The sequence below is a fragment of the Catenulispora pinistramenti genome, assembly GCF_018274385.1.
Taxonomy (GTDB): domain Bacteria; phylum Actinomycetota; class Actinomycetes; order Streptomycetales; family Catenulisporaceae; genus Catenulispora; species Catenulispora pinistramenti.
In genome coordinates this window covers 1-16,476 of sequence record NZ_JAAFYZ010000236.1, presented here as the reverse complement: position 1 = coordinate 16,476, position 16,476 = coordinate 1, and the positions used below count along the sequence as shown (strand labels likewise).

The window sequence follows — 16,476 nt, the reverse complement described above, 5'->3', positions numbered from 1 at the left end:
CGCTCCCGCCCCCGCCCCCGCCGGAGGCATCGGCAGCTCCTCGTCCACCTCGTACAACCGCTCCTCCAAACTCCCGAGCGCCACCCGGATCGCGCCCAGCGCCACCGACCGATCGCCGAGTGCTGACACCTCCAGCCGCGGCATCACCAAGCACAGCGGTTGCAGGTGCGCCCGCAACGGTTCCAGCAACAGGTCGTGCGACCGCCACAACCCGCCGCCGAGCACCACGACCTCCGGATCCACGGTCAGCACGATCGCCGCGATGCCGACCGCCAGATCGGCGGTGTAGGAATCCAGCGCCTTCAGCGCCGCGTCGTCCCCGCTCCGCGCCAGTGCGAAGACGTGCTCGGCGCGCTGCGCCTCCGGCAGGTCATCCGGTAGTCCGGGGAACGCCAGCAAATGGTCCTGTGTGCGTGCCCAGCCCAGATGCGGCAACGCGCCGGTCTCGCCAGACGCCCCGGCGAACCCCCGGTGCAGACGTCCTCCGAGCACCAACCCGGCGCCGGTCCGCAGTCCCGACAGGATGTAGGCCACCTCGTCGCAGCCCTGCACCGATCCGCGCCAACGCTCGGCCAGCGCCGCCAGGTTGCAGTCGTTCTCCGCGATGACCGGGCACGGGAAGTCCGGGGCCAGCGCCGTGCACAGGTTCTGGCCGGCCCAGTCCTGCAACGGCGAGAACAACACCGCGCCGTCCCGGCTCACGATCCCCGGTGAGGCCACCCCGACCGCGACCAACTGCTCGGCGGACACGCCGGCCAGCGCCAGGCAGCGGCGCGCCGCGTAGCGCGCGGCCGAGAGCCGGGTCTCGTGGTCGTCGGCCGGGGCGGTCTCGGCGCGGTAGTCGCCCACCGTGTTCCCGTCCAGATCGGTGAGCAGCGCCAGGACCTTGTGCGCGCCGATGTCGATCCCGAGGGCGTAGCCGGCCTCGTTGTGGAAGCGGTAGCGGCGTGCGGGCCGGCCGATCGGGCGTTCGGCGGCGTCCGGGGCGATCTCCACCGCCCAGCCGGCCTCCAACAGGTCGCCGACCGCGGTCTCGACCGTCGGCCGGGACAGCCCGGTGTCCCGGTGCAGCTGGGTCAGCGTGGTCGGCGGGCCCGACCGGAGCGCGCGCAACGTCGTCACGGTGTTGATACGCCGCAGCGCCGTCGAGTCGCCCCCACTGGTGTGGCGCACGTGGCATCTCCTCTTGACACTCGAGCTCGGTCAGTTATTAACTCTGTCAGAATTATTAAAGCGCGGTCAATCTCGAAGCCCGGAGGACCCCACCTTGCCCGCTCCCCAGTTCCGGGTGCCACTCGGCGCCGGCCACGCTGAGCTGCACCGGGACGGTGCCCCGGCCCGGTTCCGGCATCCGGCCGCGCCTGAGCACCCCTGGCTGCTGGACGAGGCCGGGGACCCGTGGCACACCGCGGAACACCGCTGGGGCAGCGGCTTCGTGCTCAGCGACCGCGGCTCCGGTCGGTGGAACGCCCCGCTCGGCGGCGAGATTTCCACCGCGACTGAAGAACGCCGCTACCAGCCGATCCCGGATCTGTCCCTGACGGTGACGCGGGAAGTCGGCGCAGGTACTGGCGCTGGCACCGTCGCCGCCGAGAGCCTGACCGAGACCTACACCTGGACCAACATCGGCGACGCGCCCCTGGCCATCGGCACGCTCGGCCTGGTCCTGCCGCTGCGCGACGTCTACGACAGCGCCGAAGACGCGCTCGCCCGAGCCTGCCACGCGCACGTCTGGACCGGCGGCGCCTGGTCCTGGATCGCGGCGCAGCCGATGTCCGGCGACGGTCCGGTCCTCGGGATCATCGTCCGGACCGGCGCGCTCTGGTCCTACTCGATCGAGTCCCGCAACCACGTCATGGGCTCCAACGTGCGCGGTCACCTGGTGGTCCACCCCACAGACCGGGCACGGAACCCCGCGGCCCTCGGCGGCCAGCCCGAGATCACGCTCGCGCCGGGGGAGCGGTACCGGCTCGCGTGGGAGGTTTCTTTCTTCAAAGACTTTTCGGAACTCCTCGCCGCCACCGATGCCCCGGCATACCTCGACCGCCTCGCGGCCCCGGTCGGCGAACAGATCCGAATACGTCCCGCCGACGACGGCCCGCCCGACCTCGTGATGGCAGGCACCGAGCACGGAATCGTCCACGTGGACCTCCCCGGCGGCAGCCGTACCGCAGTGTTCTTCCATACTCCGCTGCGCGAGCTCGTCGAAGCCCGCGCCGACTACATCCTGAAGAACCAGCGCGCCGTCGACCGCGCCGAACCGCACCGATGGGCCTTCACCGCCTATGACACCGCGACCGGCCTGCGGCAGACGATCGCCGCCTGGCCCGACTGGTCCGACGGGGCCGAGCGGATCGCGATGCCGACGCTGCTGCAACAACTGCGGCTGCGCGGCTGGGGCGACGCGGCCGTCATCGATGAGGCGCTGGACGGCTGGAGCCGGTTCGCCCGCGCGGCCCTCATCACCGATGACGGTGACGTGCTCTGGGGCTCCGACACCACGGTCGATCGGATACGGCTCTATAACTTCCCCTGGCTCGCGCACTTCTTCGCCGACCAATACGTGCTCCGCCAACGTCCCGAAGACCTGGAGACCGCGGCCGCGCTGCTGGAACGCTCCTACGAACGCGGCGCCGCGAAGCACCTGTCGATCGGGCAGCCCGAAGCCGTGCTCCATGTCGCAGAACTCTTGCATACCGCCGGGAGCCCGGCACGCGCCGAGGCCTTGCTGGCGCGGCTGCGAGCCGGCGCCGAGTACTTCACCGACATCGGCGAGGCGTTGCCCGGCCACGAGGTCAACTACGAGCAGTCCATGGTCGCGCCGCTGGTCTCGCTGCTGGCGATCGCCGCGCGGCACTGGCCGTCGCCGGAGTTGGACGCGGCGCTGGAGCGCAGCGTGCGCTGGATGCGCGCCTTCTCCGGGCCGCAGCCCCACGTGCGGCTGCGCGGTATCGGCATCCGGCACTGGGACGGCTACTGGTTCGGCCGCGACCGGCAGTGGGGCGACGTCTTCCCGCACCACTGGAGCGTGCTGAACGCCGTCGCCCTGACCCAGCTGCCGGAACCGGCGCTCGCAGAGGCTGACGCGATCTTCCGCGCCAACCTCGTCAACTTCGGCGCCGACGGTTCGGCGAGCTGCGCCTTCGTCTTCCCCAGCTGTGTCGACGGCCGGCCGGCCCACCACGCCGACCCCCTGGCCAACGACCAGGACTGGATCCTCACCCTCTGGCTTCGTACGGGAGTGGAACGTTGAGCACCACACAGCAGTTGAGCGCCACCCAGCAAAGTCCGGTCACCCTGGCACTGGTCGGGGCCGGGATGCGTGGCCTCATTTACGCGCGGCATGCTCTCGCCTCCGGCGCGGGGCGGATCGCGGCGATCGCCGAGCCCCGCGAGGAGAACCGCAAGGCTGCGGCCGTCGAGTTCGGCGTGCCGGAGGACGCGGTGTTCGACGACTGGCGCGCGCTGGCCACGGCGCTGGCCGCGGGGCAGGTGGAACACATCGATGCCGCCGTCATAGCCACCCAGGACCGTATGCACCTGGAGCCCGCCGTCGCCTTCGCCGGACTCGGCTGCCATCTGTTGCTGGAGAAGCCGATGGCGCCGAACGAGGCCGACAGCCGGCGGATCGTCGAGGCGGCCGAGGCCGCCGACGTGATCCTCGCGGTGTGCCACGTGATGCGCTACACCCCCTATACCAGGACCCTGAAACAGGTGCTGGACGCCGGGACCATCGGCGACATCATCTCGGTGCAGCACCTGGAGCCGGTCGGCTGGTGGCACCAGGCGCATTCGTTCGTGCGCGGCAACTGGCGCTCGGAGCGGGAGTCCTCGCCGATGCTGCTGGCCAAGTCCAGCCACGACGTGGACTGGCTGATCCACATCATCGGCGAGCAGCCGGCCCGGGTCTGCTCGTTCGGCTCGCTGACGCACTTCCGCGAGCAGAACGCACCGGCCGGCTCGACGGCGAACTGCCTGGACTGCCCGGTGGAGAATACGTGCCCTTACTCCGCCAAGCGGATCTACCTGGACTGCCTCGGCGATCCCGAGAAGGAGTTCTGGCCGCTGTCGGTCGTCACCTCCGCGCGCACCGAGGAAGGCGTGCTGGATGCCTTACGGGGCAGTCAATACGGCCGCTGTGTCTACCGCTGCGACAACGACGTGGTCGACCACCAGGTCGTGGACCTGGAGTTCCCGAGCGGCGCGACGGCCTCGTTCACCATGACCGCCTTCACCCGCCTGGAACACCGCAAGACCCGGATCTTCGGCACCCGCGGCCTGATCGAGGGCGACGGCGTGCGGCTGTGGATCACCGACTTCCTCACCGACACCGACCGGATCGTCGACACCGGCACCGACGCGGGCGCCTCGGCCGCCGAGGGGCACGGCGGCGGCGACCGCGAACTGCTCGACCGGTTCCTTGAAGCGGTCGCCACCGGTGACCGCGCCAAGGTCCTGTCCGACGGGCCGTCGTCGCTGGCCACCCACCGCGCGGTCTGGGCAGCCGAGCGGGCGCGGACGGACGGCGCCGTCGTCGTGCTCGATGCGAATCCGACCCCTCACCTGTAGCTCACTTGTAGCTCATCCCTAGGAGAGATCGATGAAGGTACGAACTGCGCGGACACCCGCCCGGGCCGGCCTGGCCGTGGCCGTCGCCGCGGTGCTGCTGACCTCGGCCTGCGGTAACAAGCTCGACGGTAAGAGCAAGCCGGCCGCGGACGCCGCCGCCGGGGGCGAGAGCCTGCTGGCCGCCGCGAAGGCCGAGGGCGAGGTCGACTACTACGAGACCTGGGGCGAGGGCGAGCCGCAGAACAAGATCTTCGCGGCCGAGGCCAAGGACTTCACCGCCAAGACCGGCATCAAGGTGAACATCAAGGTTCTGGGACGCGCGGCGGCCAAGACCCTGGACACCGACATCGCCAGCGGCGCGGCCACCCCGGACCTGATGGACTCCGGCACCGACCACATCGCCGCCGACGAGGCGCTGAAGGTGCCCGGCTACCTCGACGACGTCACCAAGATCCCGGTACCCGGCGAGGACGGCAAGACCATCGGCGACGTGATCCCGGCCAACGTGCTGAAGTCCGCCACCGACAAGGACGGCCACCTGATCTTCGTCCCGCACACCGTGATCTCCACCGCGATCTGGTACGACGCGGCCCGCTTCCCGGACGTCGCGGCCGACCCGCCGAAGACCTGGAGCGACTTCACCGCCTTGCTGGACAAGGAGAAAGCGGCCGGCAAGACCCCGATCGCGCAGGACGGCCTGGTCAACTTCTACAACGTCTACTGGTTCTACTGGCTGATGATGCGCTTCGGCGGCCCCGGCAGCCTGGAGGCGCTGGCCACCGACCCGGCCGCCTGGGACAAGCCGGCCACGCTGCAGGCGGCGCAGGCCGTGGCGCAGCTGGCCAAGGGCGGCTACTTCGAGAACGGCTACATGGGCACCAAGTACCCGGCCGCGCAGAACGACTGGGCCCAGGGCAAGGAAGCGCTCAACATCAACGGCACCTGGCTGCCCTCGGAGACCCACCCGCAGGCGCCCGCCGACGCCAAGCCCGGCAGCTTCCAGTTCCCGACCGTCCCCGGCGGCCACGACAGCGTCGAGGTCGGCTCCCTGGGCTGGGGCCTGCCGGCGAAGGCCAAGCACCCGAACGCGGCCAAGCTGTTCCTGTCCTACCTGGTGCAGAAGTCGGTGATCGCGCAGATCGGCACCGCCGCGCTGAACATCCCCTCGCGCCCGGACTGCCCCGCGCCGCCGGAGCTGCTCCAGGCACAGCAGGCGGTGGTGAACGCGACCGAGACGAACGCGACCTACGACGGGGCGACGGCGAACAGCAAGTGGTGGAACGACGTGCTGCTGCCGCTGGACGACGGGCTGCTGGGCGGGAAGATCACGCCGCAGGACTTCGTGGCGCAGGGGAAGAAGAAGACGCAAGATGCCCTCGCCGACAGCTGAGGTGGCGCCGGGGGACGGTGGCGGTGGCGGTGGTGGTGGCGAGCGGGTCTCGCCGGGGACCGCGACCGAGCCGCCGGTCCGAGCCGGCCGGAGCAGTGCCGGCGGGAACAGCGCCGGGCCCGACGATTCGCGGCCGACGCGGGTCTCGGCTGAGCGCGGCGAGTCGGTTGCCGCTGCTGAGCAGCCGGTTCGCGCTGGGCACGGCACTGCTGCGCCGGACGGTTCGCGCTCGGAGCAGTTTGGCCAGCCCGGGCGGGTCTCGGTTGAGCGCGGCGAGTCGGTTGCCTCGGCCGATTCTGTCGCGCGCGGCAAGCGTTTCCGCACCGCCGGCAAAGCCAAGCCCGGGCGCCAGCCCCAGCAACCCACCGGCCTGCGCTCGGCCCGCGTCATCGGCGCCGACCGGGTCTTCCGCTCCTTCTCGACCCCGGCGATCCTGGTCTACACCCTCGGCTTCCTCGCCCCCTCGGTCTACGGCGTCGTCATCTCCTTCAGCAAGTGGTCCGGCCCCGGTTCGGACCGCAGCTGGGTCGGCTTGCGCAACTACACCCGCATCTTCCAGGACGACGCGGTCCGCCAGTCCTTCATCAACACCCTGCTGATCGTGGCTATCGGCGGCGTCCTGGTGTTCGCGCTCGCGTTCTGTGCGATGGCGGTACTGCGCGACATGCGCGGCCGGGCTTTCGTGCGGGCCGCGGTGTACCTGCCGGCCATCATCTCGATGATCGCGATCGGGACCTCGATCGGGTTCATGCTGAATCCCGACGGGCTGGTCAACCGGCTGCTGCGGGCGTTCGGGCTGAGCAGCCTGCAACAGCCGTGGCTGGATCCGGACCACATCTTCAAGTGCGTGCTGGTCGGTGTGGTGTGGATGACCAGCGGCTTCTACATCGTGCTGCTGATGAGCGCGGTCGACGGGATCCCGAAGCACCTGTATGAGGAGGCGCAGCTGGCCGGGCTCACGCGGATGCAGCAGTTCCGCCACATCACGCTGCCGCTGAGCCGGGACATGGTGGCGATCGCCGCGGTGATGTGGACCGCCAACAGCCTGCGCACGTTCGACATCGTCATCGGCTTCGTGGGCAGTGCCGGCACGCCGCCGCAGCAGGCCCGCACGTATGCCGTCGAGCAGTGGCTCAGCACCGGCAACGGGACCACCGGCGCGCCGCAGCTCGGCTACGGCTCGGCGATGGCCACGCTGCTGACCCTGCTCACCATCGTCCTGGTCGTCCTGGTCCGGCGGCTCGGGCGCGGCGACCGTGTGGAGGTGTCATGAACACCGTGCTCCGCTGGTTCGGCGACCGCGGCGTCCCGCGCGCCATCAAGATCCTGCTGTGGGTGATCGTCGGCTTCAACATCGCGTTGCTGGCCTGGACGATCCTCAGCTCCCTGCGCGACTCGCGCTCGCTGTGGACGAGCCCGCTCGGCGCGAGCGGCCTGAACCTGGGCGGCTACTCGCGGGCCTGGCACGCCGCCGACTTCGCCGGGGCCTTCGCCAGCACCCTGATCGTGGTGTCGGCGTCGGTCGCGGTGCTGATGGCGCTGTCGGTCCCGGCCGCCTACGTCCTGGCCCGCTCCTCCCGCCGTTCGGCCGCGCCGCTGGTCACCTACTTCGCCGCCGGTCTGGCGCTGCCGATCCAGGCCGTGCTGATCCCGTACCAGGCGCTGGCGCAGAACCTGAGCCAGTTCATGCAGGACTGGGTCACCGGCTGGTGGGACGACCGGATCTCGCTGGTGATCTGCAACGTGGCGGCCTCGCTGCCGTTCACGGTGTTCGTCCTCACCGGCTACTTCCGGTCCCTGCCCTCGGAACTGGAGGAGGCCGCGGCGTTGGACGGCGCGAGCCCGCGCACCACCTTCCTCAGGGTCCTGGTTCCGGTGGCGCGCCCCGGCCTGACGATGGTCGTCGTCCTGAACGTGATCGGGCTGTGGAACGAGTTCCTGCTGGCCTCGGTCATCTTGCGCGACCCCGCGCAGTTCACCCTGCCGGCCGCGCTGAACCAGCTCAACAGCACTATGCAGTACACGTCCGACTGGGGCGGCCTGTTCGCCGGGGTGACGATCCTGGTCGCCCCGATGGTCGTCCTCTTCTTCTGGTTCGGACGAAAGATCATGGAGAGCATGACGCTCGGCGTCACTAAGTAGGAGGTGCGACAATCCTTGTTCAGCTCTACTAGGACTATTGCAAGTGTCACAGCGGCGGCCGCAATGCTGTGCGGACTCGGGGCAGCGGGCCCCGCGGCCGCCAAGCCGCACGCCGCAGGCACGGTCTACTACATCGACCCGTCCGGTAGCGACAGCGCCGCCGGCACCTCGCCATCGGCGCCATGGCAGAGCCTTGCGAAGGTGAACGCCACCGCCCTGCACCCCGGCGACCAGGTCCGCCTCAAGAGCGGCGGTTCCTGGACCGGCCAGCTGGCCCCGCAGGGCTCGGGCGCACCCGGCAACCCGATCGTGATCGGCTCCTACGGCTCCGGTGCCAAGCCGGTCCTGGCCGGGCAGGGCCTGGTCGGCGCGACGGTGCTGCTGAGCAACGAGCACGACGTCACCGTGGACGGCCTGGAGGTCACCAACACCACCGGCCAGCCCAAGTCCGCGACCAGCCCGGTCACCGTCGGCATCGAGCTCTACGGCAAGGACGCCGGCACGCTGGCCGACCTGACCGTGCAGAACAACTACGTGCACGACACCGACTCGGCGACCGGCAACTACTCCTCGGACCCGGCGGCCGGCGGCATCATCTACATAGTCCGCGGCAACACCACGCCGACCCGCTTCGACCACCTGACGATCCAGGACAACGAGGTCGCCGACTCCGGCTCCTACGGCATCAGCGGCGTCTCCACCTGGATGGTCCGGGACGGCTGGACCTCGCTGTGGGACTTCCTGGGCATCCCGACCACCGAGTTCGCCGCGTACTACCCGAGCACCGCGCTGACCATCCGCGGCAACCGCGTGCACGACATCTCGGCCGGGGGCATCGCCCCGCTGGTGATCAGCGGCGCGCTCATCGAGCACAACACCGTCCAGCGCACCTCGGTCGGCCACGGCAACGCCGCGATCTGGTGGGCCGACGCCGACGACACCACGGTGCAGTACAACGACGTGTCGCAGACCCCGATGATCGCCGGCGACACCGACGCCTCGGCCTTCGACGCGGACGCCTCCACCTACGGCAGCCTGGTGCAGTACAACTTCTCGCACGACAACGACGGCGGCTTCTTCGAGTCGGTGGCCGCGTACAACGGCGCGGCGCAGGCCGTGGTCCGCTACAACGTGAGCCAGAACGACGGTCAGGGCACTGACGACTCGGGCACGTACGCGGCGCCCTTGAAGTTCTACTCCCTCACCGGCCACGTCGACGTCCTGAACAACACCATCTGGACCACGGCCGGGACCACCGCGCCCAGCGCGAAGATGGTGTGGCTGCAGAGCAGCAGCGCGACCGGCGTGACGCTGAGCGGCAACATCTTCGGCAACGCCGCCGAGCTGCCGTATACGAACTCTGGTTCGTCCGGCGCCATCACCTACACCCACAACCTCTACTACCCGGGCCAGCCGCGGCCGGCGGACAGCTCGCCGGTGGTCGGCGACCCGAAGCTGACCGCGCCGGGCACCGCGACGGCGATCACCGACCTGAGCGGCTACGCGCTCGGCGCGGGATCGGCCGCGGCGTCGGCGGGTGTGCCGAACGCCGAGGCCGGCGGCCGGGACGCGGTCGGCGGCGCGGTGCCGTCGTCGAACCCTGATCTGGGTGCCGTGCAGTCCACGGGCGCGGTGACGCCGACGGTGAGCATGTCGTCCGCTGCCGGGGCACTCGGCGCCATCGACTACACCTACCCGACCGCGCAGACCTTCTCCTCGGTGGCGCTCGGCGAGGTGAACGGCGCGAACGGGGCGAATCAGGGCCCGACGAACGTCACGGTCCAGACCTGGAACGGCTCACGCTGGATCACCCAGTCGGCGCGGATCGCACTCGGCTGGGCCGCCGCCGGCCCCGGGCTGGGCGAATATCGCAGCCTGGACCTCCCGGCGCCGGTCACCACCACGGCCGTGCGGATCGTCGTCAACGCGGCGGACTCGGCGTGGGGGAGCCTGACGTCACCCGATCTGCGGCTCGGCGACTACGTCCTGGACGCCGGCAGCTCCTCGATCGGCGCGCTGAGCGCTCGCTGGGCCGGGGACCTGTCCGATCTGGTGCCGACGACGACCTGGTCCAGCCCGACGTCCGGCTACAGTTTCCCGTTCGACCTGGACCGCACGTTCCGGCAGCCGCGCAGCGTGCGGCAGGTGGCGATCAGCGCGTGGTTCGGGCAGGGCCAGGGGCCGACCGACGTGACGATCCAGACCTGGAACGGCTCCGGGTGGGTGACCCAGGCCGCCGACCAGACCCTGAGCTGGGCCCACAACAGCAGCGTCGTGGACACCGACGTGGTGACCCTGCCGGCCGCGGTGACCACCACCGGCCTGCGGGTGGTGGTGAACGCCGCGAACACCACGTGGGGCAACGTCGCGGTCAACGAGATCGCGGTGTCGTGACCGGCGCGTCGTGACCGGCCGGCGGTTCGCCACCCGCGGCTGATGCCGCCTCGACCACGGGGGTCGTCACTCAGTGACGACCCCTCACATCACTCCCGCGTCCACGGCCTGCCACATCGTCGGGAACAGCGGCCGGAACCCGAGCACCCGCCGGGCCTTGGTGTTGTCCACGATGCCGTACCACGGGTCCTTGATCGCGCGTTCGGCCATCTCCGGTGTCAGCTCGCGGCCCATGAAGCGGTAGATCTCGGCGAGGGTGGCGGCCGAGTCGTCGGAGATGTTGAACACCTCGCCCGTAATGCCTTCGGCGCGCAGGGCCAGCAGGATGGCCTGGGCGATGTCGGCGTGGTGCGCCATCTGCAGCCGGCCGGCCGGGTGCATCTCCATCGGGCGGCTCAGGAACTCCTCGATGTGCGGGTCGCCGTCGCCGTAGATGAAGGGCAGGCGCAGGACGCGCAGGTCCAGGCCGTGGTCTGTGCGCAGCTCCCGCAACGCCTTCTCGGCGGCGCGCTTGGTGATCGGGTACGGCGCCTCGGAGGGCAGCGGCCCCAGTTCCACGTCCTCGGTCTGCGGGCCGTTGTGGCCGCCGCCGTAGATCAGGTTGGTGCTGGTGAACACGAAGCGCGGAACGCCGGCGTCGAGGGCGGCGCGGGCCAGGGCCACGGCGGCGTCGGTGTTCACCGCCGCCGAGCGCTCGGGGCTCTCGCCGCCGCGGAACGCCGCGACCAGGTGGATCACCGCGGATGTGCCGTCGACGAGCGGCTTCATCCCGGTCCGGGTGAGCGTCGTCAGGTCGCCGACGACCAGTTCGGCGCCGGCCCGGCGCAGGCGCAGGGCGGTCTCCGACTCCGGGTCGCGGACCAGCGCCCGCACCGGCTCGCCCTGGGCCAGCACCCGCGGGATCAGCCGGCTGCCGACCTTGCCGGTGCCGCCGGTGATGAGGATGGGCTTGGAGAAAGGTGTGGTGGTCATGGGGTTCGTCTCCTTCGCCGTCGGCGGCCCCTGCCGGGCCGCCGATGTCACGTCTTGCTGTTGTCCATAACGTTGCCGCAGGTCGGGGCCGGTGTGCAGAGACCGGCCCATCCTGGGACCGCCGATCCCTGGATAGGTTCGCGCCAGTGCGCGATGCTGGAGGGGTGCTCAAGATCGATCGCGCCGAACTGTCCGCCTTCCTCCGCATCCGCCGCGAGCGGCTGCGCCCGGAGGATCTGGGCCTGCCCGCGAACGGCCGCCGCCGCACCGCCGGGCTGCGCCGGGAGGAGGTCGCGATGCTGGCCGGGATGTCAGTGGACTACTACACCCGGCTGGAGCAGGCCCGCGGTCCGCAGCCCTCGGCGCAGGTGCTCGGCGCGCTCTCGCGGGCGCTGCGCCTGACCCGCGACGAGCACGACCACCTGTTCCACCTGTCCGGCGTGATGCCGGAGGACGAGCGCCGGGCGCCGACCGAACACGTCCGGCCCGGCGTGCTGCACCTGCTGGACAAGCTGGACGACACTCCGGCGCTGGTGGTCAGCGACCGCGGCGACATGCTGGCCTGGAACGCGATGCAGGTCGCGCTGATGGGCGATCCCGGGCGCTTCCCGGCAGAGCAGCGGAACATCGCCTGGCAGCACTTCTGCAACCCGGAGGCCGCCGAGCGGTTCCTGCCGGAGGACCTGATCCGCAACGGCGAGAACACCGTGGCCGACCTGCGGGCCCGGCTGGCGGCCCATCCCGACGACGCCGGGCTGCGCACGCTCGTCGAGGAACTCAGGGTACGGAGCCAGCGGTTCGCCGACCTGTGGGAGCGGCATGACGTGCGGCGCCGCCGGATGGACCACAAGACGGTCCTGCACCCGGTCGTCGGGCGCATCGACCTGGACTGCGAGGTCATGTTCTCCCCGGAGCACGACCAGCGGCTGATCATCCACTCGGCGCGGGCCGGGACCCCGGCGGCCCAGGCGCTGCAACTGCTGCGCGTGATCGGGACGCAGAGCATGGCCGAGGCGAATACGTAGCGAAACTACGTCGCGGACAGGAGGACCTGGCCCCGCGAACGGCTGCCCTACCGCTACGGTTGTCAGCATGTTGGCGAGGGCGACGAAGGTCGGGGTGATCATCGGGGTGCTGCTGGTGATCGTGGCGGCGTACGCGATGTACCAGGGCTCGAACACCACCCCGACCTGCGACGGTCAGCGGATGGCCGCGACGGACAAGTGCATCACGCATTTCGCCGACGGGCACACCGTCACCCAGGACTATGCGCAGGCCAGGCATTACGACGCCACGGTGCCGTGGGTGCTGCTGATCGGCGGGCTGGCGGTCGGCGCGGCGTCCGCGGCGGGCTGGCAGCGGCGGCGCGGGTTCCGGCTCAGCGGGGCGTCGGCCTAGGACTTGGCCTCGGCCTAGGACTTGGCCTAAGACTTGGCCTTTGCCGCGGCTGCGGCTGCTGCCTCGGCTTCCGATCGATCCAGCGCGTACACGACGCACGGCTTCCCGAACAGCTCCTCCTCGCGCCGCGGCGTCATCCCCAGCCGCTCGGCCACCGCGATCGAGGGGTGGTTGCCGGGATAGATCAACGCGGTGATCCGATCCAGTTCCAGCTTGTTGAAGCCCCAGTCCAGAACGGCCCGCCCGGCCTCGGTCGCGTAGCCGCGGCCCCAGTGCTCGCGTGCGAAGGTCCAGCCGGCCTCGGTCTCGCCGAACTGCTCCCACCAGTTGAGCCCGGAGCGCCCGATCGCCTCGCCGGTGGCCAGCGATTCCACGACGCACAAGCCGTAGCCGCGAGCCGCCCAGCTGTCCTCGATGCCCCGCAGCCGGGTCTCGGCTTTCTCCCGGGTGTACGCACCGACGAACTGGTTGACTTCGGGGTCGGCGTGCAGCTCGATCCAGAAGTCGACGTCGGCCATGGTCGCGGGACGCAGTCGCAGGCGTTCGGTGGTGATCACGACACCACTCTAGGACGGCAGCCGATCTGAGCCTTCGCCCCTACCCTTCCTTCAGGCCCACCGGCCGGAACGTGTCCGGGTCCGCGTACTGCCAGTCCAGCTCCCACCCCTGCACCGGATCCCCGAGCAGTTCACCCGGCTCCAGGTAGTGGTAGAGCTCCGCGTAGGTGCTCGTCTTGCGCTGGCTGACGCGGCGCTGCACCAGCTCCGGCCGCAGGTCCTGCGGGCCGGACAGGCCCATCGCGGCGATCAGCTGCTGGGCCTCGGAGACCGTCGCGGCCTGGAAGCGCTGGACGCGGACCGCCTTGTCCGGCACGTCCAAGGCCCGGTAGCGCTTCGGATCCTGGGTGGTGACGCCGACCGGGCAGTGGTTGGTGTGGCACTTCTGGGCCTGGATGCAGCCGACGGCCATCATCATCGCGCGGGCGGCGTTGGTGTAGTCGGCGCCTTGGGCGATGCGCTTCACGATGTCGGTGCCGCGCGCGACCTTGCCGCTGACGCCGATCCGGATCCGGTCCCGCAGCCCGACGCCGACCAGCGCGTTGTGGACGGTCAGCAGGCCCTGGGTGAGCGGGGTGCCGACGTTGTCCTCGAACTCCAGCGGGGCCGCGCCGGTGCCGCCCTCGGAGCCGTCGACGACGATGAAGTCCGGCGTCACGTCCTCGGCCAGCATCGCCTTGCAGACGGCCAGGAACTCGCGCCGCGACCCGACGCACAGCTTGAAGCCGGTCGGCTTGCCGTCGGCCAGCTCCCGCATCTTCGCGATGAACAGCACCAGTTCGCGCGGCGTGCTGAACACCTTGTGGGCCGGCGGGCTGATGCACGTGACGCCCTCGGGAACACCGCGTATGTCGGCGATCTGCCGGGTCACCTTCGCTCCCGGCAGCACGCCGCCCAGCCCGGGTTTGGCGCCCTGGCTCAGCTTCAGCTCCACACACTTGACCTGCGGGTCGGCGGCCTTGTCCCGGAACTTCTCGGGGTCGAAGTTCCCGTCCGCGGTGCGGGCCCCGAAGTAGCCGGACCCGATCTCCCAGACCAGGTCGGCACCGCCCTCGCGGTGGTAGGGCGAGATGCCTCCCTCGCCGGTGTCGTGCGCGAAGCCGCCGGCCTTGGCGCCCTTGTTCAGGGCCAGGATCGCGTTGGCGGACAGCGCGCCGAAGCTCATCGCGGAGACGTTGAGCAGCGCCATCTCATACGGGTGCTTGCAATCCGGGCCTCCTACGAGCACCCGGGGCTGCCCCGGTGAGGGCTGCCGCGGCGACATCGAGTGCTGGAGGAACTCATACCCGGAGGCCTCGACGTCCAGTTCGGTGCCGAACGCCGCCTCGCCGTGGATGCCCTTGGCCCGCTCGTAGATGACGGTGCGGGTGTCGCGGTCGAAGGGGCGGCCGTCGGTGTTGGTCTCGATGAAGTACTGCTGGACCTCCGGGCGGATGTACTCCATCATGAACCGCGCGTGCCCCAGGACCGGGAAGTTGCGCAGGATCGAGCGTTTGGGCTGCAGCACGTCGAAGATCCCGAGGAGCAGCAACAGCGCGAACGGGATCAGGGCGAACAGCCAGAAAAGCGAAAAGGACACCGCCCACGCCGAGGCCAGCGTGAGCAGTGCCAGAGCAGGCAGCATGAGCAGTCCCATGCCGCCGCACACTAGTGCACGAAAGATCCGAGGATCAGGATGCACACGATGGACACGCTCGACAGGATCGTCTCCATCGCCGACCAGGACTTGAACGTCTGCTTGACGTCCATCCCGAAGAACTCCTTCACCAGCCAGAAACCGGCGTCGTTCACGTGCGACAGGAACAGCGAGCCGGAACCGACCGCCAGTGCCAGCAACGCCGTCGAGGTGTCCGTGTGCGACGCGGCGATCGGCGCGATGATGCCCGAGGCGGTGACGGTCGCGACCGTGGCCGAGCCGGTGGCCAGCCGGATACCGACCGCGATCAGCCAGGCGAGCAGCAGCAGCGACAGGTGCGAGTTGTTCGCGGCCTTGCCGATCGAGTCGGCGATGCCGGTGCCGACCAGCATCTGCTTGAACCCGCCGCCGGCCCCGATGATCAGCAGGATGCCGGCGATCGGGCCCAGCGCCGAGCCCATCACGTCGGAGGCCTTCTTGCCGAAGCCCAGGGCCAGCACCGCGTAGGCGACGCCGATGATCATCGCCATGATCGGGTCGCCGATGAAGTCCATCACCTTGTGCAACTCGGCGTCCGGGCTGCTGTCGGCGATGTCGACGACCGTCTTCACCAGCATGATGGCCACCGGCAGCAGGATCACCGACAGCGTGGTGAGCACCGAGGGGATCTTGCCGTCGGTCCGCTGGGTCACGGTGTACTGCTCGGACAGCTTCTCCGGCGGGTGCGGGTGCACGCGCTTGGAGATCCAGGTGCCGTAGAGCGGACCGCCGATGATCGCGGTCGGGACGGCGACGATGACGCCGAACAGCAGCGTGGTGCCCAGATCCGCGTGCAGGGCGTTGATCGCCACCAGCGGGCCCGGGTGCGGCGGGATCAGGCCGTGCAGGATCGACAGACCGGCCAGCGCCGGGATGCCCACCCGCAGGATCGAGCCGCCGGTGCGCTTCCAGACCAGGTAGATGATCGGGACCATCAGCACCAGGCCGACCTCGAAGAACATCGGGATGCCGACGACCATCGCGGCCACGACCATCGCCCACGGCGCGCGCTTCTCCCCGACCCGGTCCACGATCGCCCCGACGAGGCGGTCGGCGCCGCCGGAGTCGACCAGCATCTTGCCGAGCATCGCGCCCAGGGCCACGATCACGCCGACGTCGCCCAGGACGCCGCCGACGCCGGTCTCGGTGGTGGACAGGAGTTTGTCGACCGGGATGCCGCCGGCGATACCGACGAACAGGCCGCCGACCAGGAGGGCGAGGAAGGGATGGATCTTCGTCACCGCGGTCAGGACGACGACGAGGGCGATACCGGCCAGGGCGACGACTATGAGGCGGGTGTCGTGGCCGGTCCAGGCGGTGGACTTGGCGGCTTTGGCGGCTGCTTCGGCGAGGAGGGGGTGGGCTGTGAGGGGCTGGGC

The 16,476-nt window shown here is 70.3% G+C and carries 13 protein-coding genes; 8 read left to right on the top strand and 5 right to left on the bottom strand.

All coding sequences use genetic code 11. From position 1 onward, the window contains the following. The coding region (locus tag KGQ19_RS40640) for an ROK family transcriptional regulator (protein ID WP_212019470.1) at positions 1-1,173 on the bottom strand (1,173 nt) is incomplete at its 3' end. A gap of 94 nt (positions 1,174-1,267) precedes the next feature. Between KGQ19_RS40640 and KGQ19_RS40635 the strand changes: the two genes are divergently transcribed. The 6 genes from KGQ19_RS40635 to KGQ19_RS40610 all read left to right on the top strand — a co-directional run bounded on the left by KGQ19_RS40635 (position 1,268) and on the right by KGQ19_RS40610 (position 10,495). Beyond that, positions 1,268-3,253 (top strand): hypothetical protein, encoded by a 1,986-nt coding sequence (locus KGQ19_RS40635; protein WP_212019468.1) that lies wholly within the window; start codon positions 1,268-1,270, stop codon positions 3,251-3,253. Next, positions 3,250-4,569 carry a Gfo/Idh/MocA family protein gene (locus KGQ19_RS40630; RefSeq protein ID WP_212019466.1) on the top strand — a complete coding sequence of 440 codons (1,320 nt, stop codon included), beginning with the start codon at positions 3,250-3,252 and terminating at the stop codon, positions 4,567-4,569. Before KGQ19_RS40635 ends, KGQ19_RS40630 begins: the two co-directional genes overlap by 4 nt. Before the next feature lie 31 nt (positions 4,570-4,600). Then, positions 4,601-5,959: an ABC transporter substrate-binding protein gene (locus KGQ19_RS40625; protein ID WP_212019464.1), complete on the top strand. Its 1,359-nt coding sequence runs from the start codon at positions 4,601-4,603 to the stop codon at positions 5,957-5,959. Beyond that, a complete protein-coding gene (locus tag KGQ19_RS40620; protein ID WP_212019462.1) occupies positions 5,940-7,232 on the top strand; it encodes a carbohydrate ABC transporter permease in 1,293 nt (430 codons plus the stop codon). Before KGQ19_RS40625 ends, KGQ19_RS40620 begins: the two co-directional genes overlap by 20 nt. Continuing rightward, positions 7,229-8,101 carry a carbohydrate ABC transporter permease gene (locus tag KGQ19_RS40615; RefSeq protein ID WP_212019460.1) on the top strand — a complete coding sequence of 291 codons (873 nt, stop codon included), beginning with the start codon at positions 7,229-7,231 and terminating at the stop codon, positions 8,099-8,101. Before KGQ19_RS40620 ends, KGQ19_RS40615 begins: the two co-directional genes overlap by 4 nt. Positions 8,102-8,302: 201 nt before the next feature. Further along, positions 8,303-10,495 carry a right-handed parallel beta-helix repeat-containing protein gene (locus tag KGQ19_RS40610; RefSeq protein ID WP_212019458.1) on the top strand — a complete coding sequence of 731 codons (2,193 nt, stop codon included), beginning with the start codon at positions 8,303-8,305 and terminating at the stop codon, positions 10,493-10,495. Positions 10,496-10,579: 84 nt separating this feature from the next. Here the strand turns inward: KGQ19_RS40610 and KGQ19_RS40605 are convergent, their stop codons facing one another. Beyond that, complete coding sequence (locus KGQ19_RS40605; RefSeq protein WP_212019456.1) at positions 10,580-11,467, bottom strand: NAD-dependent epimerase/dehydratase family protein; 888 nt, start codon at positions 11,465-11,467, stop codon at positions 10,580-10,582. A gap of 173 nt (positions 11,468-11,640) precedes the next feature. Here KGQ19_RS40605 and KGQ19_RS40600 point away from each other — a divergent pair, with 173 nt between their 5' ends. Both KGQ19_RS40600 and KGQ19_RS40595 read left to right on the top strand, forming a co-directional pair. After that, positions 11,641-12,492 (top strand): helix-turn-helix transcriptional regulator, encoded by an 852-nt coding sequence (locus tag KGQ19_RS40600; protein WP_368862233.1) that lies wholly within the window; start codon positions 11,641-11,643, stop codon positions 12,490-12,492. 67 nt (positions 12,493-12,559) lie between these two features. Then, the gene (locus KGQ19_RS40595) at positions 12,560-12,865 is read left to right on the top strand and encodes a hypothetical protein (RefSeq protein WP_212019452.1); all 306 of its coding nucleotides are present in this window, start codon (positions 12,560-12,562) and stop codon (positions 12,863-12,865) included. 26 nt (positions 12,866-12,891) lie between these two features. Here KGQ19_RS40595 and KGQ19_RS40590 read toward each other — a convergent pair whose 3' ends face one another. From KGQ19_RS40590 to KGQ19_RS40580, 3 genes are all read right to left on the bottom strand, one after another. Continuing rightward, positions 12,892-13,422 (bottom strand): GNAT family N-acetyltransferase, encoded by a 531-nt coding sequence (locus tag KGQ19_RS40590; protein ID WP_212019450.1) that lies wholly within the window; start codon positions 13,420-13,422, stop codon positions 12,892-12,894. A 40-nt stretch (positions 13,423-13,462) separates the two neighbouring features. After that, complete coding sequence (locus KGQ19_RS40585) at positions 13,463-15,046, bottom strand: FMN-binding glutamate synthase family protein (RefSeq protein ID WP_212019472.1); 1,584 nt, start codon at positions 15,044-15,046, stop codon at positions 13,463-13,465. A 23-nt stretch (positions 15,047-15,069) separates the two neighbouring features. Then, a partial coding sequence (locus KGQ19_RS40580; protein WP_212019448.1) for a GntP family permease occupies positions 15,070-16,476 on the bottom strand: 1,407 nt, incomplete at its 5' end.

What these genes read in the sequence shown, in the direction of transcription:
- KGQ19_RS40625 (WP_212019464.1), top strand. Translation starts at nt 4,601, where the DNA reads ATGAAGGTACGAACTGCGCGGACACCCGCCCGGGCCGGCCTGGCCGTG.
- KGQ19_RS40620 (WP_212019462.1), top strand. Translation starts at nt 5,940, where the DNA reads ATGCCCTCGCCGACAGCTGAGGTGGCGCCGGGGGACGGTGGCGGTGGC.
- KGQ19_RS40615 (WP_212019460.1), top strand. Translation starts at nt 7,229, where the DNA reads ATGAACACCGTGCTCCGCTGGTTCGGCGACCGCGGCGTCCCGCGCGCC.
- KGQ19_RS40605 (WP_212019456.1), bottom strand. Translation starts at nt 11,467, where the DNA reads ATGACCACCACACCTTTCTCCAAGCCCATCCTCATCACCGGCGGCACC.
- KGQ19_RS40595 (WP_212019452.1), top strand. Translation starts at nt 12,560, where the DNA reads ATGTTGGCGAGGGCGACGAAGGTCGGGGTGATCATCGGGGTGCTGCTG.
- KGQ19_RS40585 (WP_212019472.1), bottom strand. Translation starts at nt 15,046, where the DNA reads ATGCTGCCTGCTCTGGCACTGCTCACGCTGGCCTCGGCGTGGGCGGTG.